A 19,405-nucleotide genomic window follows, 5' to 3' on the forward strand; every position below is an offset into this window, starting at 1 on the left:
ACCGAGGTTCAGATGTTCCGCTTACTTTTCGCAATCCTGTTCGCCTTAGGTGTAACCGGTGCCGCCTTGGCACAGTCCACAGAGGCAGAAACAACGACCGAAGAACGCGCCCAAACCGGTGGCGCGACCACACTTGAAGATATCCTCGCCCGGCAACGTGGCGAAAAGGTGGACAACAGTTATCGCTCGGACAACACCGGACAAGGGAATGCCGAGGGCCTGTTGGGTCAATTGGGTACGCGGGGTGTAGCATCGGACAGCGACGTATACCGTGCCATTCGATACGGTTCAGCAGACACTACTGTTTCGACCAGCGGACCGGCGGCAGGCGTATTGATTCAGGATGGTGGCATGTGGTGGTGGGAATTCCGAACCGGGCCACTGCGCGAATACGGCTCGTATATTATTGCCGGAATGCTGGCGATCATCGTTCTGTTCTTCTTGATCCGCGGGAAAATCCGCATCGACGGAGAAAAGACCGGCCGCACTGTCACCCGCTTCAATGGCTTTGAGAGGTTCGGCCACTGGCTGTTCGCCGGATCTTTTCTGGTGCTCGGGGTAACCGGTTTGCTGACGCTTTACGGTCGAGACTTCCTTATCCCGATCTTCGGCAAAGAAGGGTTCGCAACCATCGCGCAGGGCTGCAAATGGCTGCACAACAACTTAGCATGGTCCTTCATGCTGGGGTTGACTATCGTGACGGTGAACTGGATCGCGCACAACATTCCCAACCGGACTGACCTGAAGTGGTTGGCGGCTGGAGGGGGGCTATTCACCAAAGGCAGCCACCCACCCGCCAAGAAATTCAACGCGGGCCAAAAGGTGATCTTCTGGGCCTGCATCCTACTGGGCGTCTCGATCAGCCTGTCGGGCCTGTCCCTGCTGTTCCCGTTTGAACTGCCAATGTTTGCCAAAACGTTCGAGGTCGCGAATTCCACCGGCATTCCCCAGATTTTCGGGTTGAACTTGCCAACGCAGATGTCACCGCAGGAAGAGATGCAGTACGCCCAAGTCTGGCACGTGATGGTCGCCTATGTGTTCATCGCCATCATCATCGCGCATATTTACCTCGGCTCGGTTGGCATGGAAGGCGCATTTGATGCCATGGGCACCGGCGAGGTTGAAGAGCAATGGGCGCGCGAGCATCACTCGCTGTGGCTGGAAGAGGTGCAGGAAAAAGAGGCCGGAAAGGCAGCGGCCTCACCCGCTGAATAGATGCACTGGCTGGTTCTGGCTCTGGCGTTAATCCCCCTGCCTGCAATGGCCGAGTTTTTCACGCTCAAAGGTCACGGCGGACCGATCATGGGGATCGCCACCGCGCCCGACGGGCGGATCGCCACGGCCAGTTTCGACAATTCCGTGGGTCTATGGTCCAACCGCAACCCCGAATGGCTGGAAGGTCACGAGGCTGCTGTCAACTCTGTCGCCTTTAACGGGCGTTCAATCTATTCAGCCGGGGATGATTTCACCCTGCGCCGATGGCCGGGTGGAGAGGTTGTTGGCCAACACAAAGGCAAGGTCGTTGGACTTGCGGCCTCAAAAACCCATGTGGCCACCGCCAGTTGGGACGGCACGATAGGTCTGTGGCCCGAAGATGGCTCGACCCCGCAAGTGCTTCAGGTAGGTAGCGGCGTGAACGCCGTCACCTTCTCGCCAGATGGCACAACTCTGTATTCGGCGGGCATGGACGGAACGCTACGGGTTTGGGACGTAGCCAGCGGGCAGGAAACGCGTCGGCTGATCGAACATGGGTTTGGAATCAACGAACTTGTTCTGAACCCCGCCGACAACTGGATCGCCTATGGCGCGGTGGACGGCGTCACCCGCGTTCTTGACCTAACCACCGGGGATGTGCGCGACTTTACCCTCGAGCGCCGCCCGATCCTAGCGCTGGCTCTTACGCCCGACCGCAGCCTGCTGGCTGTGGGGGATGGCGAAGGCTACATCATGGTGATCAACACCGCCGAATGGCGTATCGCACAGGATTTCCGCGCCACCTTGCGCGGACCGGTCTGGGCGCTGGCTTTTTCAGCGGACGGCCAGAACCTCCACGCAGGCGGTCTTGATGAGGCGATGTACAGCTGGCCCGTCTCCGCGCTTGGCGATCAGGCACAGAGGGCTGCCGCCGAACCAAGTTTTCTGAAAAACCCAGACGAGATGAGCAACGGGGAACGCCAGTTCGCCCGCAAATGCTCGATCTGTCACAGCCTGACGACCGATGGGCAACGACGCGCCGGTCCGACCCTGCACGGCATCTTTGGTCGAAAAGCCGGCACCTTACCGGGATATTTCTACTCGGACACGCTGCAAGACTCTGATATCATTTGGAATGACGAAACGATAAACGCCCTTTTCGATCAGGGGCCAGACCACTACATACCGGGGTCAAAGATGCCAATGCAGCGGATCACACAGGCCAGCGACCGCGACGACCTGATTACCTTTCTGCGCCGTGCGACAACACCGGAAAACGAAACCGGAGGAGACCAATGAAAGCCTTTCTTGCCGCTGTGGCCGCAATGGTCGTGATCACTGTCGCCGCGCCAATCACACTGCAACAGATCGGGTTCAGCGCTGCGGACGCTGGCTCCGGTACGGCGGTGCGGCTCGACTGAATGCCCGAATATTTGACGACCAAAGAACTGGCCGACCTGCTGCGCATTGGCGAGCGTAAGGCCTATGATCTGGCTTCCTCTGGCGAGGTGCCCTGCGTGCGCGCCATGGGCAAGCTGCTGTTTCCTCGGGCCGAAGTCATCGTGTGGCTGAACGCCTCCCGTTCTGGCCCGCAGGTAGCCGAACCACCCCTGCCCCCGATTGTCGCCGGCAGCCACGATCCGCTGCTGGATTGGGCCTTGCGCGAAAGCGGCTCGGGTCTGGCCACCTATTACGACGGCTCATTCGATGGCCTGACTCGCTTGAAGGACCGCGCGGCTCAAGCCGCAGCTTTGCATATCCACGAAGACGATGGGTTCAACACGCAGACCCTGCGCGACAATCTGGGAGAGGCCCCGGTTATCTTGTATGAAATCGCGCAAAGGCAGCGCGGATTACTGCTGGCGCCCGGTGTCACCGGCATCTCAGGCTTTGGCGATTTGAAAGGGCGCCGCGTGATCCTGCGTCAGGACAGCGCCGCCAGCCAAAGGCTGTTCGACACACAGCTCGAGACTCACGGCCTGTCGCGTGAGGATCTGGACGCTCTGCCCACCTGCGCCCGTACCGAAGAGGAACTGGCCATAGCCCTGCATGACAGCAAGGCCGAGGCCGGGTTCGGGCTGGGCGCTTTGGCGGGCCTCTATGATCTGGGCTTTACCCCGACCCATTCCGAACGTCTGGACCTTGCGATCTGGCGCCGGGCCTATTTCGATAACCCGATGCTCAAACTTCTGGGATTCGTGCAATCGGACCGTTTTGCCACCCGTGCCGCCGAATTCGGTGGATATGATCTGTCAGGTCTGGGCACGATCCACCACAACGGCGCGAGTGGTTAACCTTGGTCACTTCGCGTTGGGAAAGAACAACTGCTGGCCTTCCAGCTTATAGGACTCAATCGCCGCCTGCCCGTCGGGCCCGATTAGCCAATCGACGAACCTCTGCCCCGCAGCGGCCCGCACACGCGGGTGTTTTTCAGGGTTCACAAGGATGACACCATATTGGTTGAACAACCGCGGATCGCCCTCGACCAGAACTTTGAGTTTGCCTTTGTTCCCAAAGGACTGCCACGTGGCGCGATCCGTCAACGCGTAGGCGTCCATCCCGCTGGCCACGTTGAGTGTCGCCCCCATGCCCGAGCCCGTCTCACGATACCACTCGCCTGACGCCTGGGTCGGGTCGGCACCGGCGGCGCTCCACAGACGCATCTCGGCCTTGTGGGTTCCACTGTCATCCCCACGCGAGGCAAAGGGCACTTCAGCCGCAGCCACAGCGCTCAAAGCCACCACGATATCGGCACCATCTTTCACCTTCGCCGGGTCCGATTCCGGTCCGACCAGGACGAAATCGTTATACATCACGTCGAACCGCTCAACGCCCCAACCATCCGCGACGAATTGCTCCTCAGCCTGTTTGGCATGTACCAGCAACACGTCGCCATCCCCGTTAATGGCGTTTCGGATCGCCTGCCCGGTGCCAACCGCCACGACACGTACATCAATGCCCGTCTCAGCCTCAAACCCCGGCAGGATGTAATCCAACAGGCCCGAGTTCTGGGTCGATGTTGTCGATTGCACGACGATGAAAGCCTCTTCGGCGCTGACTGACGTCACTGTCAGGCCAAGAGTTACCAATGCTGCCCGAACAATACTCCGGATCATTTCGATCTCCATTTATTATTAAGTCACCAGACCACCGGCCAAATACCGACGCGAGGCGTCACTTTCTGGGGCATCCAATATCTGTTTGGCAGCACCGTGCTCAACTACATGGCCGCCCTGCATCATCACGATATCGGCGGCCAACCGCCGAGCCTGCCCGATGTCATGCGTGACCATGACGATGCGAACCCCTCGGGTTGAGGCGCGCAGAATCATCCGCTCGATCATCTGCGTGGCGCTGGGGTCCAGCGCGCTGGTGGGTTCGTCCAGAAACAGCGTTTCGGGGTCCAACGCGAGAGCGCGCAGGATCGCCAGCCGTTGTGCCTCGCCTCCGGACAGGGACCGCGCGGATTGCCGGGCCTTGCCGTCCAGCCCGCCTTCGGTCAGCAACTCTTCGATACGGGCTTTGCGGTTGCTGCGGGCCAGTCCCTGCCGTTTCAGTACAAAGTCCAGATTGGCCGCAACCGACCGGCGTAGCAGTACGGGTTGCTGAAACACCATCGCTTGCCGCGCCTTGTGTTCGGCGTTCAGGATCATTCCGTCCTGCCGGACCTGCCCGCAATCAGGCATGATCAGCCCGTGCAAGCAGCGCAGCAACAGGCTTTTGCCCGAACCGTTCGGTCCAAGGATCAGGGTCGGTCCCGGCCCATCCAGCGACAGGTGTGGCACATCCAGCAATGCCTTGCCCTTGCGGGTGATCCGCACCCCGTCGACCGATAAACAGCTTGCCATTTCATGGACCAGATCACGCATGGCGCAACCCCTCCTGCTCGGCCCGCAGGCTGAGCGTGCTGACCAAGGCGTTTACCGCCACGGCGATGCCGATCAGAATAACCCCTAGCGCCAAGGCCAGCGCCAGATTGCCCTTGGATGTCTCAAGCGCAATGGTCGTCGTCATTACCCGGGTCACGTGGTTGATATTGCCGCCGACGATGATCACCGCCCCGACCTCGGCAATTGCCCGGCCAAATCCGGCCAGCAATGCTGTCACCAGCGCCAGCCGCGCGTCCCACAACAGCACCGGCACCGAGGCCAGACGCGACACGCCCAGCGAACGCAGCTGTTCCGAATACTCCTCGGCCAGCATCTCGACCACTTGCCGGGTCAGCGCTGCGACAATGGGTGTGACCAGCACGACCTGAGCAATGATCATCGCGGTCGGTGTATAGAGCAACTCAAGAACACCCAACGGCCCCGAGCGCGACAGCATCAGGTAGACCAGCAACCCCACAACAACCGGCGGGAACCCCATCAGAGCGTTCATCAACACGATCAAAGCCCGCCGCCCTGGAAACCGTGCAACCGCCAACGCGGCCCCGACAGGCATACCGATCAGAGCCGAAATAAGCACTGCGAAGATGGAAACTTTCAGGGACAACAGCACAATCGCCCACAGCTCTGGATCCCCTTGGAGGATCAAAGACAAGGCTGTGTTGAATTCTGATGCAAATCCCTGCATTTTATTCCCGATTATCAACATTTCGTATGAAATGCGCCCAATTACAGGATAATACTAGCTTTTTTTCAGCACCAAGTACAGACACGTTTCCGACATATCAAAATGAAAACGCGGCCCCGATTGGGACCGCGCATGTTCAAGGATTGGGAAGGGATCAGTTCAGAGCCGCATCCGTGATCTGGTGCGTCCACGCCCCGTCGGGCTGCATGGTGATCACTGGGTCGGACCCACCGGCCAGCAGAGTGCCCACCGTGCGTTCGAAATCCGCCGGGTCCAGCGCGCCATTCGAACCGGCGGTCAGCTTGGCGATCTCACCCATCATGCGTTTCTGATGCTCTTCGGTCTGGGCGCCAGTGGCATCGTTTTCCAGCACGATATCGGCGGCCTCGTCCGGGTTTTCCTCAGCGTATTTCCAGCCCTTCATCGAGGCGCGAACAAAGCGTTCCATCTTGTCAGTGAAGGCCTCATCGCTCAGGTTTTCTTCCAGCACGTACAAACCGTCTTCAAGCGTTGCGACGCCCTGATCTTCGTATTTGAATGTCACCAGCTCATCCGGGCTAACGCCTGCATCAATGACCTGCCAGTATTCGTTGTAGGTCATGGTGCTGATACAATCAGCCTGACGCTGCAGCAGAGGATCGACGTTGAAGCCCTGCTTCAGAACCTCAACACCGCTTTCGCTTTTGCCACCTGTGTCGATGCCTAGCTGGCTCATCCAGCTCATGAAGGGGAATTCGTTGCCAAAGAACCAAACGCCCAGCGTGCGGTTTTTCAGATCCTCAGGCGAGGCAATCCCGGCATCCTTCCAGCAGGTCAGCATCATGCCCGAGCTTTTGAACGGCTGCGCGATGTTGACCAGCGGCAGACCCTTTTCGCGCGCAGCCAGCGCGGCAGGCATCCATTCGACGGTCACATCCGCGCCGCCACCCGCGATCACCTGCGTCGGTGCGATATCCGGGCCACCGGGTAGAATGGTGACGTCCAGACCCTCTTCCTCATAGAAACCCTTGTCCTTGGCCACGTAGTAACCCGCAAATTGCGCCTGCGTGACCCATTTGAGCTGCAGTGTCACCTCATCCGCCGCCAAGGCAGCACTGGCTGCCAGGCTGAAGGCGGCGACCGCTCCGCTGAGTAGCTTGTTCATCTTCATATCTCCTAGTTGTTGGTGCCCCGTTTTCGGGGTCTGTTGAAGTCTTGTTATCCGCGTTGCGACGGGTGCCAGAACGTCACCGCCTTTTCGATCATTGCGACCAGCCCATAGAACGCCGTCCCGGCCAAAGCGGCCACGACGATCTCGGCCCAGACCATATCCAGCGAGAGTTGCCCGACGCTGGTCGAGATCCGGAACCCCATGCCTAGGGTTGGCGAACCAAAGAACTCGGCCACGATAGCGCCGATCAGGGCCAGAGTGGTAGAAATCTTTAGGCCATTGAAAATAAACGGCATCGCCGCTGGAAGGCGGAGTTTCAGAAAGCTCTGCCAATAGGTCGCCGCGTAGGTCTCCATCAGGTCGCGCTGCATGGCCGTGGCCTCGCGCAGACCGGCCACGGTGTTCACCAGCATCGGGAAGAAGACCATCACCACAACCACGGCGGCCTTCGAATGCCAATCGAACCCGAACCACATCACCAGGATGGGGGCCGTGCCCACAATTGGCAGCGCCGCCACGAAGTTCCCGACCGGCAGCAGCCCGAGGCGCAGGAAATCCCAGCGGTCCACCGCAATCGCCATCAGGAACGCTGATCCGCAACCAATGATATAGCCGCTGAGCGCGCCTTTGATGATGGTCTGAACGAAATCAGCCCACAGGGTCGGCAGGCTGTCGCCAAAACGCACTGCAATTAGCGACGGTGCCGGCAGAATAACCAAGGGGACTTCGAGGCCGCGCACCACCAGTTCCCAGATGCCAATCACGGTCAGGCCGAACACCAGCGGCGCCACAAACCGCACCATCCGGGTATCGGCATAGGGACCGCTGGCCAATCGGCTGTTCAGCCACCAACCAAAAAGCCACAGCAGGATTGCGCAGAAAACAAGGATCATTGCGCCATCCCCATCCGCTTGAGAACTGTCCGCTCGACCAATCCCAGCAATCCGACCAGACAGGCCGCCAGAATGGCCGCAGCAAACAAAGCCGACCAGATTTGCACCGTCTGACCGTAATAGCTGCCCGCCAGCAGACGCGCGCCCAGACCTGCGACCGCTCCTGTCGGCAATTCACCGACGATAGCCCCAACGAGGGACGCCGCGATGCCGATCTTCAGTGATGTAAACAGGTACGGCATCGACGCAGGCAAACGGAGCTTCCAGAATCCTTGGGACCGGCTGGCGTTATAGGTCCGCAGCAGGTCCAGTTGCATCGCATCGGGGCTGCGCAGGCCTTTGACCATTCCGACCACGACCGGGAAAAAGCTCAGATAAGCCGAGATAATTGCCTTGGGAATGATCCCCTGAATGCCAACCGAGTACAAAACCACGATGATCATCGGCGCCAGCGCGATGATTGGAATGGTCTGGCTGACGATGGCCCAAGGCATCACAGACAAGTCCATCACGCGGCTATGGACAATCCCAACGGCCAGCAAAATGCCCAGCCCGGTGCCAATCGCAAACCCCAGCATAGTGGCACTCAGCGTCACCCAGGAATGATAGATCAAAGACCTTTTCGAGGTGATCTTCTTCTCAACCGTTGTGTCCCACAACTCTTCTGCCACCTGATGCGGGGCAGGCAGACGCGGACGCTCCTGCTCCCAGGTTTCGTCAATTGCGTAGGGGTTGTCGATGACCAGTTCGAACTCGCTCATGTCGCGCCGATCGACCGACTTTGGCGGATCGACCTCTTCTCCGGCCCGCTCGAATTCATTCAAAACGCCTTTGATGTTCATCGGCACGCTGGCGGCGTACCAGAACAGGACAATGACGCCAACAACAGTCAGGACGGCCCAAATAGCTCTGATGCCAGCACTATTCATCGGAATGCCCCGCTCGCAGACCTTCACGCACGCGATGGGCCACTTCGATGAACTCCGGCGTATCGCGGATATCCAAAGGTCGCTCTTTCGGTAGAGGGCTGTCGATCACATCCGTAATCCGCCCGGGCCGAGGGCTCATCACCACGATCTTGGTGCTGAGATACACCGCCTCAGGGATGGAGTGCGTCACGAAACCGATGGTCTTGCCTGTCCGAGCCCAAAGCGCCAGAAGCTGTTCGTTCAGGTGATCGCGCACGATCTCGTCCAACGCACCAAAAGGTTCGTCCATCAGCAGGATATCGGCGTCAAAGGCCAGCGCCCGAGCGATACTGGCGCGCTGCTGCATCCCTCCGGATAACTGCCATGGCAACTTGCCGCAAAATCCTTCTAGATCAACAAGTTCCAGAACCTTTCTCACGCGCTCTTCTTGCTCGGCAGCCGAATAACCCATGATCTCAAGCGGCAATTTGATGTTCTTGGCAATGGTCCGCCACGGATACAGACCCGCCGCTTGAAACACATAGCCATAGGCCCGGTTCCGCCTTGCTTCATCAGGGGTCATGCCATTAACGGTCAGCGTCCCTCCGGTCGGTGACTCCAGCGCTGCGATACAGCGCAGAAAGGTGGTCTTCCCGCAGCCCGAGGGGCCGATGAAACTGACAAAATCGCCTTTGTCGATGGTCAGGTTCACATCCTTCAACGCGTGAACCGGTCCGTCATTGGTTTGGAAGGTGAGATCCAGTTGCCTTGCCTCGATCACGGGCTGGGTAGTGCTTTCAGTATTCATTCCATTGCCTTGAAAAGGTTTGGCTTTGGGCCGCCGCGACGACGGCCCGCACGCATCACACACCCGTTGCTGGGATACCTGTCCGTTCAACCGGCCGCGGGGCGGTCAGCTCTTTCCAGGTGCTCAGCGCCTTGTTCACGTGACCGTTGGGTTCGCGTGCCACAAAATCACCATGCCCTTCCTGAGTACGAATTTCACCGTCATGCACCGCCACCTGACCGCGTGTCAGGGTAAAGCGCGGCAGACCTATGACCTCTTTACCCTCGAACACGTTGTAGTCAATCGAGGATTGCTGCGTATCCGCGCTGATCGTCTTGGTCTTTTCGGGATCCCAAACCACGATATCCGCATCCGCGCCCACGAGGATCGCACCTTTTTTCGGATAGCAATTCATGATCTTGGCGATGTTTGTTGATGTCACCGCGACGAACTCGTTCATCGTCAACCGCCCGGTATTCACACCATGTGTCCACAACATCGGCATCCGATCTTCCAGACCACCGGTGCCGTTCGGAATCTTGGTGAAATCACCCACACCATAGCGTTTTTGCTCGGTTGTGAAGGCGCAATGATCAGTCGCCACAACGCTAAGAGTACCCGAGTGCAGACCGTTCCACAGGCTGTCCTGATGCTGCTTGTTGCGGAACGGGGGACTCATGACCCGACGCGCTGCGTGATCCCAATCGTGATGGAAATACTCGCTTTCATCCAATGTAAGGTGCTGGATCAGAGGTTCGCCCCACACGCGCTTGCCATTCATCTTGGCCCGACGAATGGCCTCATGCGCCTCTTCACAGGACGTGTGCACCACATAAAGCGGCACACCCGCCATATCGGCAATCATGATGGCGCGGTTGGTGGCCTCGCCTTCCACCTGCGGCGGGCGCGAATAGGCGTGCGCCTCGGGACCGGTATTGCCTTCGGCCATAAGCTTGGCCTGCAACTCGGCTACGACGTCGCCGTTTTCGGCGTGTACCATGGCGATTCCGCCCAGTTCCGCCAAGCGCTTGAACGAAGCGAAGAGTTCATCGTCATTCACCATCAACGCGCCCTTGTAAGCCATGAAGTGCTTGAACGTGTTGATGCCGCGCGTCTCGACCACCGTCTTGATGTCATCAAACACCTGCTCGCCCCACCATGTCACGGCCATGTGGAACGAGTAGTCGCAGTTCGCCCGCGTCGATTTGTTATCCCAGCGTTTCAACGCATCCAACAACCCTTCACCAGGGTTTGGCAGCGCGAAATCCACCACCATCGTGGTGCCCCCAGCCAATGCCGCGCGGGTGCCGCTTTCGAAATCATCGCTGGAGTACGTCCCCATGAACGGCATCTCCAGATGAGTGTGCGGGTCGATCCCACCCGGCATGACATAGCACCCGGTCGCGTCCAATTCCTTGTCACCTTTCAGATCCACTCCGATCTCGGTGATCACCCCATCTTCCACCAAAACATCCGCTTTGTAAGACAGGTCGGCGGTCACGACAGTCCCGTTCTTGATAACAGTGCTCATTTTAATCTCCCTGTTGCGGTCTGCGCCGCTTTCTTCAACTGGCCAAAAATATCCGGGGGCGTCGCCCTGTGGGCGACAGGGACAGAGCCCTATTCCACGATCTCGGCCGTTTCGACGACTGCATGAAACAGAACTTCCGCCCCAGCCGCAGCCCATTCTTTGCTGATTTCTTCGGCTTCGTTATGGCTCAACCCATCCACGCAGGGGCACATCACCATCGCGGTTGGCGCCACGCGGTTGATCCAACACGCGTCGTGCCCCGCCCCCGAGATGATATCCCGGTGCGAATAGCCCAGCCGATCCGCTGCATCACGCACAGCGGCTACGCAGCCTGCGTCGAATTCCACCGGGTCAAAGCCGCCAACCTTCTCGAATTCGATCTGTAACCCCATCTCTTCGACGATACTTTCTGCGGCGACGCGCAGACGGTTCTCCATATCGGTGATGACTTCTAAATCGGGTGAGCGGAAATCGACCGTAAACACCACTTTGCCCGGGATCACATTGCGCGAATTCGGATAGACATCGATATGCCCCGCCGCGCCGACAGCATGTGGCGCATGTGACCACGCGATCTCATCCACTTTCTCAAGTATCCGCGCCATCGCCAGCCCGGCATTCTTGCGCATCGGCATCGGGGTCGAGCCGGTATGGGCGTCCTTGCCGGTTACTGTGATCTGGGTCCAGCTCAGGCCCTGCCCGTGGGTGACGACGCCAATGTCTTTGCCTTCAGCCTCAAGAATCGGCCCCTGTTCGATGTGCAATTCAAAGAAAGCGTGCATCTTGCGGGCACCGACCTCTTCATCACCACGCCAGCCGATGCGAGTCAATTCGTCACCGAATTTCTTACCTTCAGCATCCTCACGGTCATAAGCCCAATCCTGAGTGTGCACTCCGGCAAACACGCCCGAGGACAACATCGCTGGCGCATAGCGCGTGCCCTCTTCGTTGGTCCAGTTGGTCGCCACGATGGGGTGCTTTGTCTTGATCCCCAGGTCGTTCAAAGTGCGGAGAACTTCCAACCCGCCCAGAACACCCAACACTCCGTCATACTTTCCGCCGGTCGGCTGCGTATCAAGATGCGAGCCGACATAGACCGGCAGAGCCTCTGGGTCAGTGCCCTCTCGACGCGCAAACATATTACCCATCTGGTCCAGCCCCATGGTGCAACCGGCGTCTTCACACCATTTCTGGAACAAGGCGCGGCCTTCGGCATCCTCATCCGTCAGAGTCTGACGATTGTTGCCGCCAGCCACACCGGGGCCGATCTTGGCCATCTCCATCAGACTGTCCCACAACCTGTCGCCATTGATCCTGAGGTTCTGCGTCGGAGCTGCCATTTTCTTCTTCCCTGTTGCTTGCGATTTGGCTCGCTTTTGGTGTCTTGATTTGACCATCTGGTCAAACTCACGCTATCACGGGTTGGTCATCAGTCAAGAAATTGCGAGACGCCGTCGATAATTTTGGCATAAACGGCGCCTGCTTGCCGGAAAAAGAGACAACCTGAAAAAATGCCCAAAGACCGCGCCCCAACCAGAATTCAGAAAAAGAACCGAGCAGCGATTCTGGACGCTGCCCTGAACGTATTCTCGGCACACGGGTTTCGCGGCTCGACCGTTGACCAGATCGCGACCGAGGCCGGGCTGAGCAAACCAAACCTGCTGTACTATTTCCCATCAAAAGAAGCGATTCACACTGCCCTTCTATCCGGTCTGCTAGACGTCTGGCTTGCCCCGCTGCACGATCTGGATGAGGACGGTGATCCGATGCAGGAAATCCTGTCGTATATTCACCGCAAACTACAGATGAGCCGCGAATTGCCCCGCGAAAGCCGCCTGTTCGCAAATGAGCTGGTCCAAGGCGCTCCACGCATTCACGACGCGCTGTCGCAAGATCTGAAACAGTTAGTGGATGAGAAAACCGCGATTCTGAAGCAATGGATGGACGATGGCAAAATCGCGCAGGTTCACCCCTATCATCTGATTTTCTCGATCTGGGCGCTGACCCAACACTACGCGGATTTCGATGTGCAAGTCCGCGCAATTCTGGGCGATGAGGACCCGTTCGAAGGGGCTGAACCGTTTATCGATACGCTGTACCGCAAGCTGCTGACGCCATAGAAAAAGGGGCCGTTCTTCGGCCCCTTCTTCTTTCTACCGACCGATTTACTCGGCGGCTTTTGCCATCGGATTGTTGGGATGGGTCGTCCAGTTGGCATAGTCGGGCTGCACCTCCAAGCCGGTGCGCGGATCAACTTCTCCGGCGGCCATCGGCACCATCGAAATGCACCCATCGACCGGGCAAACATCCACGCAAAGGTTACAGGCGACGCATTCGTCATCCATGACCTCGAACACCCGGTCCTCGGACATTGAGATCGCCTGATGACTGGTGTCTTCGCAGGCGGCGTAGCAGCGACCGCATTTGATGCACTGGTCCTGATCGATCTTGGCCTTAGCCACATAATTCAGGTTTAGATATTGCCAGTCGGTCACGTTCGGAACGGCCAGACCGACGATTTCCGAGACATCCTTGTAGCCCTTTTCATCCATCCATTTGGACAGGCCAGCCGTCAGTTCGTCGATGATCTTGAACCCATAGGTCATGGCCGCGGTGCAGACCTGAACGGTGCCGCAACCCAGTGCCATAAACTCTGCCGCATCGCGCCATGTGGTCACGCCGCCGATGCCGGAAATCGGCAGACCATGCGTTGCCTGCGCCCGCGAAATCTCGGACACCATCGACAGAGCAATCGGCTTAACAGCCGGACCGCAATAGCCACCATGACTGCCCTTGCCGTCAATCGAGGGTTCGGGGCTGAAAGTGTCCAGATTGACGCTGGTGATCGAGTTGATGGTGTTGATCAGAGAGACCGCGTCCGCACCACCATTCCTGGCAGCCTCGGCAGGTTTGCGGATATCGGTGATGTTGGGCGTCAGCTTCACGATGACCGGGCGGTCATAGTACTGTTTGCACCAGCGGGTGACCATCTCGATATATTCAGGCACCTGCCCCACGGCTGAACCCATGCCGCGTTCGCTCATCCCGTGCGGGCAGCCGAAGTTCAGCTCGATGCCGTCTGCGCCGGTTTCAGCGACACGCGGCAGGATGGCTTTCCACGCCTCTTCCTCGCACGGAACCATGATCGAGGCGATCAGAGCACGATCCGGATAATCGGCTTTAACCCGCGCCATTTCTTCAAGGTTCACCTCAAGGGGGCGGTCGGTGATGAGTTCGATGTTGTTCAGGCCCAGCAACCGACGATCTGCGCCGTAGATTGCGCCATAGCGCGGCCCGTTTACGTTCACGACCGGAGGGCCCTCGGACCCTAGGGTTTTCCAGACGACGCCGCCCCATCCGGCCTCGAATGCGCGACGGACGTTGTATTCCTTATCGGTCGGAGGCGCAGAGGCCAGCCAATAGGGGTTGGGGCTGGATATGCCCAGAAAGTTTGTCGTTAGATCGGCCATGGCTTCTCCCTTCCCGGCTCAGCCGGTTTTCTTGAATATCATTTCAGTCGGGCGAATGCGCCCGGCCTTGAGGTTTTTGACGTAGTTCTGAAACTTTTCGGGCGCCGTCTCGCCCATCATGAGGTGAATACCCAAAGGGGGCGGACCGCTTTCGGCAAGGCGCGCAAAGACGTCTTCGAAGAACTCCACCGCAAACTCGGTTCGGTCGGTCTCGGTCACCAGTTCAAGCCCTGCGGCGGCGGCGGCGTCCCTATAGACTTCGGGTGCATCGACAAAAGACGTATCGGCAACGGTCGACCATGGCAGGGGAAAGTCCAGTTGCCCGGCAACCCCACCACGCATTACATCGAACAGACCAAAGGTTCCGCCCGTGGCCAGAGTACGCGCAACTTCCCCGAACAACCCGGCCTTGTCTTCGATATTCATGCCGACATGCAGCATGACCGCTAGATCAAACCCTGCATCCGGCACCGGCATGTTCAGGGCACTACCGACATGAAAGCTGGACTTGTCGGAATGCCCAACAAGATCGCTCAGTGCAGTTGCGGTTTCAACGAATTCAGGTGTCAGGTCGATCCCGGTCACCGTCGAGTCATAGCGGTCCACGACGTAGCGCGATGTCCCGCCAATGCCGCACCCAACATCCAACACCCGTGTCGCATGGGTCGGCGCGAGTTGCGCAAACAGGTTGTCTGTAGCCAGAACACCACCGGTGTGAAACTCATCCCCCGCCTTCAAGTCAGCGACGGTTGCTGCATCCGGGTCAATACCGCTGGCCTCAAGCGCCGCACGGACGCGTTTGGTCAGTGCACCGGTTGTGTAGTGTTGAGCAACAGCTTGTTCGATCTGGGACATGGGAATACCTCAGCAGCGAAAGGAATGGGGTGAATACCCCACCCTATCACGAAACCAGTGTTTCGTGGATGTCCATCGCCGCATCCCGCCCTTCGGCCACAGCTGTCACGGTCAGGTCTTCCCCGCCCGCAGCGCAGTCCCCTCCGGCCCAGACACCGGCCATCGATGTGCGGCCTGCTCCGGTCACGGCGATTTTGTTGCCGTCCAGCTTCAACCCTTCTGGCGCGCCGTCCAGTTTCTGACCAATCGCCTTGAGGACCTGATCTGCAGGCAGGCGGATCATTTCACCTGTTCCCGTCAACTGACCGTTGTCGCTGGAGGTGTATTCCAATTCGATCTCAGCCGCTGTTCCGTTTCCATGCACGGCTACGGGCTGCACATTGGTCATGATCTTGACGCCATGCGAGGACGCCAAGTCCTGTTCATACCGGCTGGCCCCCATGGCGTCGCGGCCGCGCCGATAGGCGATGGTCACGTGCTCGGCACCCAGAAGTTTCGATTTCACCGCCGCGTCCACGGCAGTCATACCGCCGCCGATAACGACGACATTACGCCCCACTGCCAGGTTCGCCAGATCAGAGGCCTGACGCACGTCCGAGATGAAATCGACGGCAAAGCGAACACCATCCCTGTCAGCCCCATCAGCACGCAGGGCGTTCACCCCGGCCAGACCAATAGAAAGGAATACAGCGTCGTAGTTTTCGACCAGACCATCCAGCGAGACGCTCTCGCCCAACACCGAGCCGGTCTCAATGGTGATGCCGCCGATGTTCAGCAGCCAGTCCACCTCAGCCTGCGCAAAGTCATTTGTCGATTTATAGGCTGCGATGCCGTATTCGTTCAGCCCACCGGGTTTGGGTTTGCTTTCGTGGATCACCACGTCATGCCCTAGCATCGCCAGACGGTGTGCACAGGCGAGACCCGCAGGCCCTGCCCCAATCACGGCAACTGTTTTGCCGGTCGGCGCGGCGCGCTCGAACGGATGGTCTCCCACAGCCATAACACTGTCCGTCGCATAGCGCTGCAGGCGACCGATCTCGACCGGAGCCCCTTCGGCAGTTTCGCGAACACAGGCTTCTTCGCACAGTGTCTCGGTCGGACAAACGCGGGCGCACATGCCGCCCAGAATGTTCTGCGCCAGAATGGTCTCGCCTGCGGCTTCGGGTTGCCCGGCCTGAATCTGACGCATGAACAATGGAATATCGATATCCGTCGGACAGGCCGTCACACATGGCGCGTCATAGCAGAAATAACACCGATCCGCCGCCACAGCGGCCTCATGCGCGGCCAATGGCGGATGCAAATCGGTAAAATTCGAGGTCAGCTCATCGCTGGAAAGCCGCCCGGAGACAATGCCGGGGACCATCTGGCCCTGTGCCATCGCTCTACTCCCTGTGTATATGTTTGTTATGGCCTCAGCTTGCCACAATCTATTTTTTTATCAATTGGTAAAATTTATAAAATCGTCAAAAACGCAAAAATCCACGCTTTTTCCCTCGATACCGGGGCTAAATTGCCTGATTTTCCGGCATCCCGAGAATTAGTTGCGTTCGGCAAAGATCACGCGACCTTCAATCACGAAGATTCCCTACATCTGGTTTTGACGGACCCTGCAGCGTATTGTAGATCATGCATAAACCGAGCAGCGCCGGTCATCGGCCACTTACCTGAAAGTCTTCCGATGCAGGCCAGCCCTTCGCAGTTCAACATTGTTGTCATCGGGCAAAACAACCGGCTGCAATATGAGGCTCTGTTGTTCGCGGCGTCTCTGCGCCACAGCTCTCCGAATTTCTCTGGGCGGTTATTTGTCGCGGTCCCCCAACCTGGACCTCTTTGGAGTCATGACCCGAGCATTCAAAACGAGGATGTGCTGAAGGCACTGCGGCAACTGGATGCTGAAATCGTGCCATTCGACAACCATGTTTTCGGCCAAAGCTATCCCCAAGGCAACAAGATCGAGGCTGTGCTGTCCCTGCCCGAGGGCGAGCCGTTCGTGTTTTTCGACAGCGACACACTGATCACCGGAGACCTGGCCTCAGTGCCGTTTGATTTCGACCACCCCGGAGCCTCGCAAAAAGTCGAGGGCACGTGGCCCAAGCCAACGCTTTATGGCCCCGGCTTTGATGGCATCTGGCACGCCCTGTACCGTCGCTTTGATCTGGATTTCGAAAGCTCGCAGGATACCAGCCAACCGTTGGATTACTGGCGGCGCTATCTGTATTTCAACGCGGGCTATTTCTTTTATTCCTGCCCGCGTAAGTTCGGAGAGCGATTTCTGGACTACGCCCGAACGATCCGGGATGAGGAAATCCCCGAACTGGCTGGGCAAAACCTCGATCCCTGGCTGGATCAGGTTGCCCTACCTCTGGCTATTCATTCCTTCGGCGGCGGCCGCGACGCCCTGCCGTCGGGCCTGCTAGACGGTTCGGTCAGTTGCCACTATCGGCTGTTTCCCTTGCTCTATGCGCGCGAAAGCGACCATGTCGTTGAGGTATTGGAAACAGTCGTGGCTCCAAACCGGTTCAAGAAAGTGCTCAAGGGGTATGAGCCAATCAAAAAGCTGGTTCTGCAGCGCAAGGGCCACAAGATCCGCGACCTGTTCGACCGTGACAATCTGCCAAAGCGAGAGCAGGCCATCCGAAATACGATCCGCAACAAAGGCCTGTGGATGCGCTGACACAATGTTGTGTGTATGCGCCGGATCGCCTAGAGATTCAGCAACACAAATTCCAACAGGAGATTTCGACGATGTCTGACGGCCCGACTTACGGTTTCGACACATTGCAAATTCACGCGGGTGCGCGGCCCGACCCAGCAACAGGTGCGCGCCAGACGCCGATCTACCAGACCACCGCATATGTGTTCCGTGACGCGGACCACGCGGCTGCCCTATTCAACCTGCAAGAGGTTGGCTTCATCTATTCCCGTCTGACCAACCCGACCGTGGCCGTTCTGCAGGAACGTATCGCCACGCTTGAGGGCGGTGTTGGCGCAGTTTGCTGTTCCTCGGGTCACGCGGCGCAGATCATGGCGCTGTTCCCGCTGATGGGTCCGGGCTGCAACGTTGTGGCCTCGACGCGCCTCTATGGCGGTACGGTCACGCAGTTCAGCCAGACCATCAAACGCTTTGGTTGGTCGGCCAAGTTCGTGGACACCGATGATCTGGACGCCGTGAAAGACGCCATCGACGAAAACACCCGCGCAGTGTTCTGCGAATCCATCGCCAACCCAGGTGGCTATGTCACCGATATCCGCGCGCTGGCGGATGTGGCCGACGCGGCAGGCGTTCCGCTGATCGTCGACAACACCTCGGCCACGCCGTACCTGTGCCGCCCCATCGAACAGGGTGCGACTCTGGTCGTGCACTCGACCACAAAGTACCTGACCGGCAACGGCACTGTTACCGGTGGCTGCATCGTGGATTCGGGCAAGTTCGACTGGTCGGCGAATGACAAGTTCCCCTCGCTCAGCGAACCCGAAGCTGCCTATCACGGCCTGAAATTCCACGAGACGTTCGGCCCGCTGGCATTCACCTTCCACGGTATCGCCATCGGTCTGCGCGATCTGGGCATGACCATGAACCCGCAAGCCGCGCATTACACGCTGCTGGGGATTGAGACCCTGTCGCTGCGGATGGAGCGTCACGTCGAAAACGCCCGGAAAATCGCCGCCTGGCTCGAGGCTGACGACCGAGTGGACTATGTCACCTACGCGGGTTTGCCCTCATCGCCCTATCACGACCGGGTTCAGGCGCAGTACAAGAAAGGCGCGGGTGCACTGTTCACCTTTGCGGTCAAGGGCGGCTATGACGCTTGCGTCAAACTGGTGAACTCGCTTGAGATTTTCAGCCACGTTGCCAACCTTGGTGATGCACGGTCGCTGATCATCCACTCGGCCTCGACCACCCACCGCCAACTGACGCCCGAGCAGCAAGAGGCCGCGGGTGCCGGGCCGAACGTGGTTCGTGTGTCCATCGGTATCGAAGACGCCGATGACCTGATCGCCGACCTGAATCAGGCGCTGGCCAAAGCGTCGGCCTGAG

Annotated in this window: 19 protein-coding genes; 7 read left to right on the forward strand and 12 right to left on the reverse strand. The window is 58.6% G+C overall.

Going from position 1 to position 19,405, the window contains the following annotated elements:
* Nucleotides 1-12: 12 nt before the first annotated feature.
* The 4 genes from ACR0ER_RS01790 to ACR0ER_RS01805 are packed head-to-tail and all read left to right on the forward strand — an operon-like array spanning nt 13 to nt 3,488.
* Nucleotides 13-1,215: a formate dehydrogenase subunit gamma gene (locus ACR0ER_RS01790; RefSeq protein WP_480767463.1), complete on the forward strand. Its 1,203-nt coding sequence runs from the start codon at nt 13-15 to the stop codon at nt 1,213-1,215.
* Nucleotides 1,216-2,493, forward strand: coding sequence for a c-type cytochrome (locus ACR0ER_RS01795; RefSeq protein ID WP_480767464.1), 1,278 nt, complete (start codon nt 1,216-1,218; stop codon nt 2,491-2,493).
* Nucleotides 2,490-2,615, forward strand: coding sequence for a hypothetical protein (locus ACR0ER_RS01800; protein ID WP_302479258.1), 126 nt, complete (start codon nt 2,490-2,492; stop codon nt 2,613-2,615). Before ACR0ER_RS01795 ends, ACR0ER_RS01800 begins: the two co-directional genes overlap by 4 nt.
* Entirely contained in the window at nt 2,616-3,488 is an 873-nt protein-coding gene (locus ACR0ER_RS01805) for a substrate-binding domain-containing protein (RefSeq protein WP_480767465.1), read from the forward strand. It begins immediately after the preceding gene.
* 6 nt (nt 3,489-3,494) lie between these two features.
* Here the strand turns inward: ACR0ER_RS01805 and ACR0ER_RS01810 are convergent, their stop codons facing one another.
* The 9 genes from ACR0ER_RS01810 to ACR0ER_RS01850 all read right to left on the reverse strand — a co-directional run bounded on the left by ACR0ER_RS01810 (nt 3,495) and on the right by ACR0ER_RS01850 (nt 12,378).
* Nucleotides 3,495-4,310, reverse strand: a complete 816-nt coding sequence (locus ACR0ER_RS01810) for an ABC transporter substrate-binding protein (protein ID WP_480767466.1) — start codon at nt 4,308-4,310, stop codon at nt 3,495-3,497.
* An 18-nt stretch (nt 4,311-4,328) separates the two neighbouring features.
* Nucleotides 4,329-5,063, reverse strand: a complete 735-nt coding sequence (locus ACR0ER_RS01815) for an ATP-binding cassette domain-containing protein (protein ID WP_480767467.1) — start codon at nt 5,061-5,063, stop codon at nt 4,329-4,331.
* Complete coding sequence (locus ACR0ER_RS01820) at nt 5,056-5,769, reverse strand: ABC transporter permease (protein WP_480767468.1); 714 nt, start codon at nt 5,767-5,769, stop codon at nt 5,056-5,058. Before ACR0ER_RS01820 ends, ACR0ER_RS01815 begins: the two co-directional genes overlap by 8 nt.
* Nucleotides 5,770-5,923: 154 nt before the next feature.
* Nucleotides 5,924-6,913: an ABC transporter substrate-binding protein gene (locus ACR0ER_RS01825; RefSeq protein ID WP_480767469.1), complete on the reverse strand. Its 990-nt coding sequence runs from the start codon at nt 6,911-6,913 to the stop codon at nt 5,924-5,926.
* A gap of 53 nt (nt 6,914-6,966) precedes the next feature.
* The gene (locus tag ACR0ER_RS01830) at nt 6,967-7,812 is read right to left on the reverse strand and encodes an ABC transporter permease (protein ID WP_480767470.1); all 846 of its coding nucleotides are present in this window, start codon (nt 7,810-7,812) and stop codon (nt 6,967-6,969) included.
* Complete coding sequence (locus tag ACR0ER_RS01835) at nt 7,809-8,741, reverse strand: ABC transporter permease (RefSeq protein ID WP_480767471.1); 933 nt, start codon at nt 8,739-8,741, stop codon at nt 7,809-7,811. The genes ACR0ER_RS01830 and ACR0ER_RS01835 overlap by 4 nt, the downstream gene beginning before the upstream one ends.
* Nucleotides 8,734-9,528: an ABC transporter ATP-binding protein gene (locus tag ACR0ER_RS01840; RefSeq protein ID WP_480767472.1), complete on the reverse strand. Its 795-nt coding sequence runs from the start codon at nt 9,526-9,528 to the stop codon at nt 8,734-8,736. The genes ACR0ER_RS01835 and ACR0ER_RS01840 overlap by 8 nt, the downstream gene beginning before the upstream one ends.
* A 55-nt stretch (nt 9,529-9,583) precedes the next feature.
* Nucleotides 9,584-11,038, reverse strand: a complete 1,455-nt coding sequence (gene hydA / locus ACR0ER_RS01845; RefSeq protein ID WP_480767473.1) for a dihydropyrimidinase — start codon at nt 11,036-11,038, stop codon at nt 9,584-9,586.
* 89 nt (nt 11,039-11,127) lie between these two features.
* The gene (locus tag ACR0ER_RS01850) at nt 11,128-12,378 is read right to left on the reverse strand and encodes a Zn-dependent hydrolase (RefSeq protein ID WP_480767474.1); all 1,251 of its coding nucleotides are present in this window, start codon (nt 12,376-12,378) and stop codon (nt 11,128-11,130) included.
* 171 nt (nt 12,379-12,549) lie between these two features.
* Between ACR0ER_RS01850 and ACR0ER_RS01855 the strand changes: the two genes are divergently transcribed.
* Nucleotides 12,550-13,158 carry a TetR family transcriptional regulator C-terminal domain-containing protein gene (locus ACR0ER_RS01855; protein WP_480767475.1) on the forward strand — a complete coding sequence of 203 codons (609 nt, stop codon included), beginning with the start codon at nt 12,550-12,552 and terminating at the stop codon, nt 13,156-13,158.
* 45 nt (nt 13,159-13,203) lie between these two features.
* Here the strand turns inward: ACR0ER_RS01855 and preA are convergent, their stop codons facing one another.
* From preA to ACR0ER_RS01870, 3 genes are read right to left on the reverse strand one after another with little or no spacing between them, the layout of a single operon-like run.
* Complete coding sequence (preA, locus tag ACR0ER_RS01860; protein ID WP_480767476.1) at nt 13,204-14,508, reverse strand: NAD-dependent dihydropyrimidine dehydrogenase subunit PreA; 1,305 nt, start codon at nt 14,506-14,508, stop codon at nt 13,204-13,206.
* An 18-nt stretch (nt 14,509-14,526) separates the two neighbouring features.
* The gene (locus ACR0ER_RS01865; RefSeq protein ID WP_480767477.1) at nt 14,527-15,363 is read right to left on the reverse strand and encodes a methyltransferase domain-containing protein; all 837 of its coding nucleotides are present in this window, start codon (nt 15,361-15,363) and stop codon (nt 14,527-14,529) included.
* Nucleotides 15,364-15,409: 46 nt separating this feature from the next.
* Nucleotides 15,410-16,744, reverse strand: coding sequence for an NAD(P)-dependent oxidoreductase (locus ACR0ER_RS01870; RefSeq protein ID WP_480767478.1), 1,335 nt, complete (start codon nt 16,742-16,744; stop codon nt 15,410-15,412).
* Between the two features lie 300 nt (nt 16,745-17,044).
* Here ACR0ER_RS01870 and ACR0ER_RS01875 point away from each other — a divergent pair, with 300 nt between their 5' ends.
* Both ACR0ER_RS01875 and ACR0ER_RS01880 read left to right on the forward strand, forming a co-directional pair.
* Nucleotides 17,045-18,040, forward strand: a complete 996-nt coding sequence (locus tag ACR0ER_RS01875; protein WP_480767479.1) for a hypothetical protein — start codon at nt 17,045-17,047, stop codon at nt 18,038-18,040.
* Between the two features lie 71 nt (nt 18,041-18,111).
* Complete coding sequence (locus tag ACR0ER_RS01880; protein WP_480767480.1) at nt 18,112-19,404, forward strand: O-acetylhomoserine aminocarboxypropyltransferase/cysteine synthase family protein; 1,293 nt, start codon at nt 18,112-18,114, stop codon at nt 19,402-19,404.
* Nucleotide 19,405 lies beyond the last annotated feature (1 nt).

This window comes from Ruegeria sp. CH8 (genome assembly GCF_056536985.1).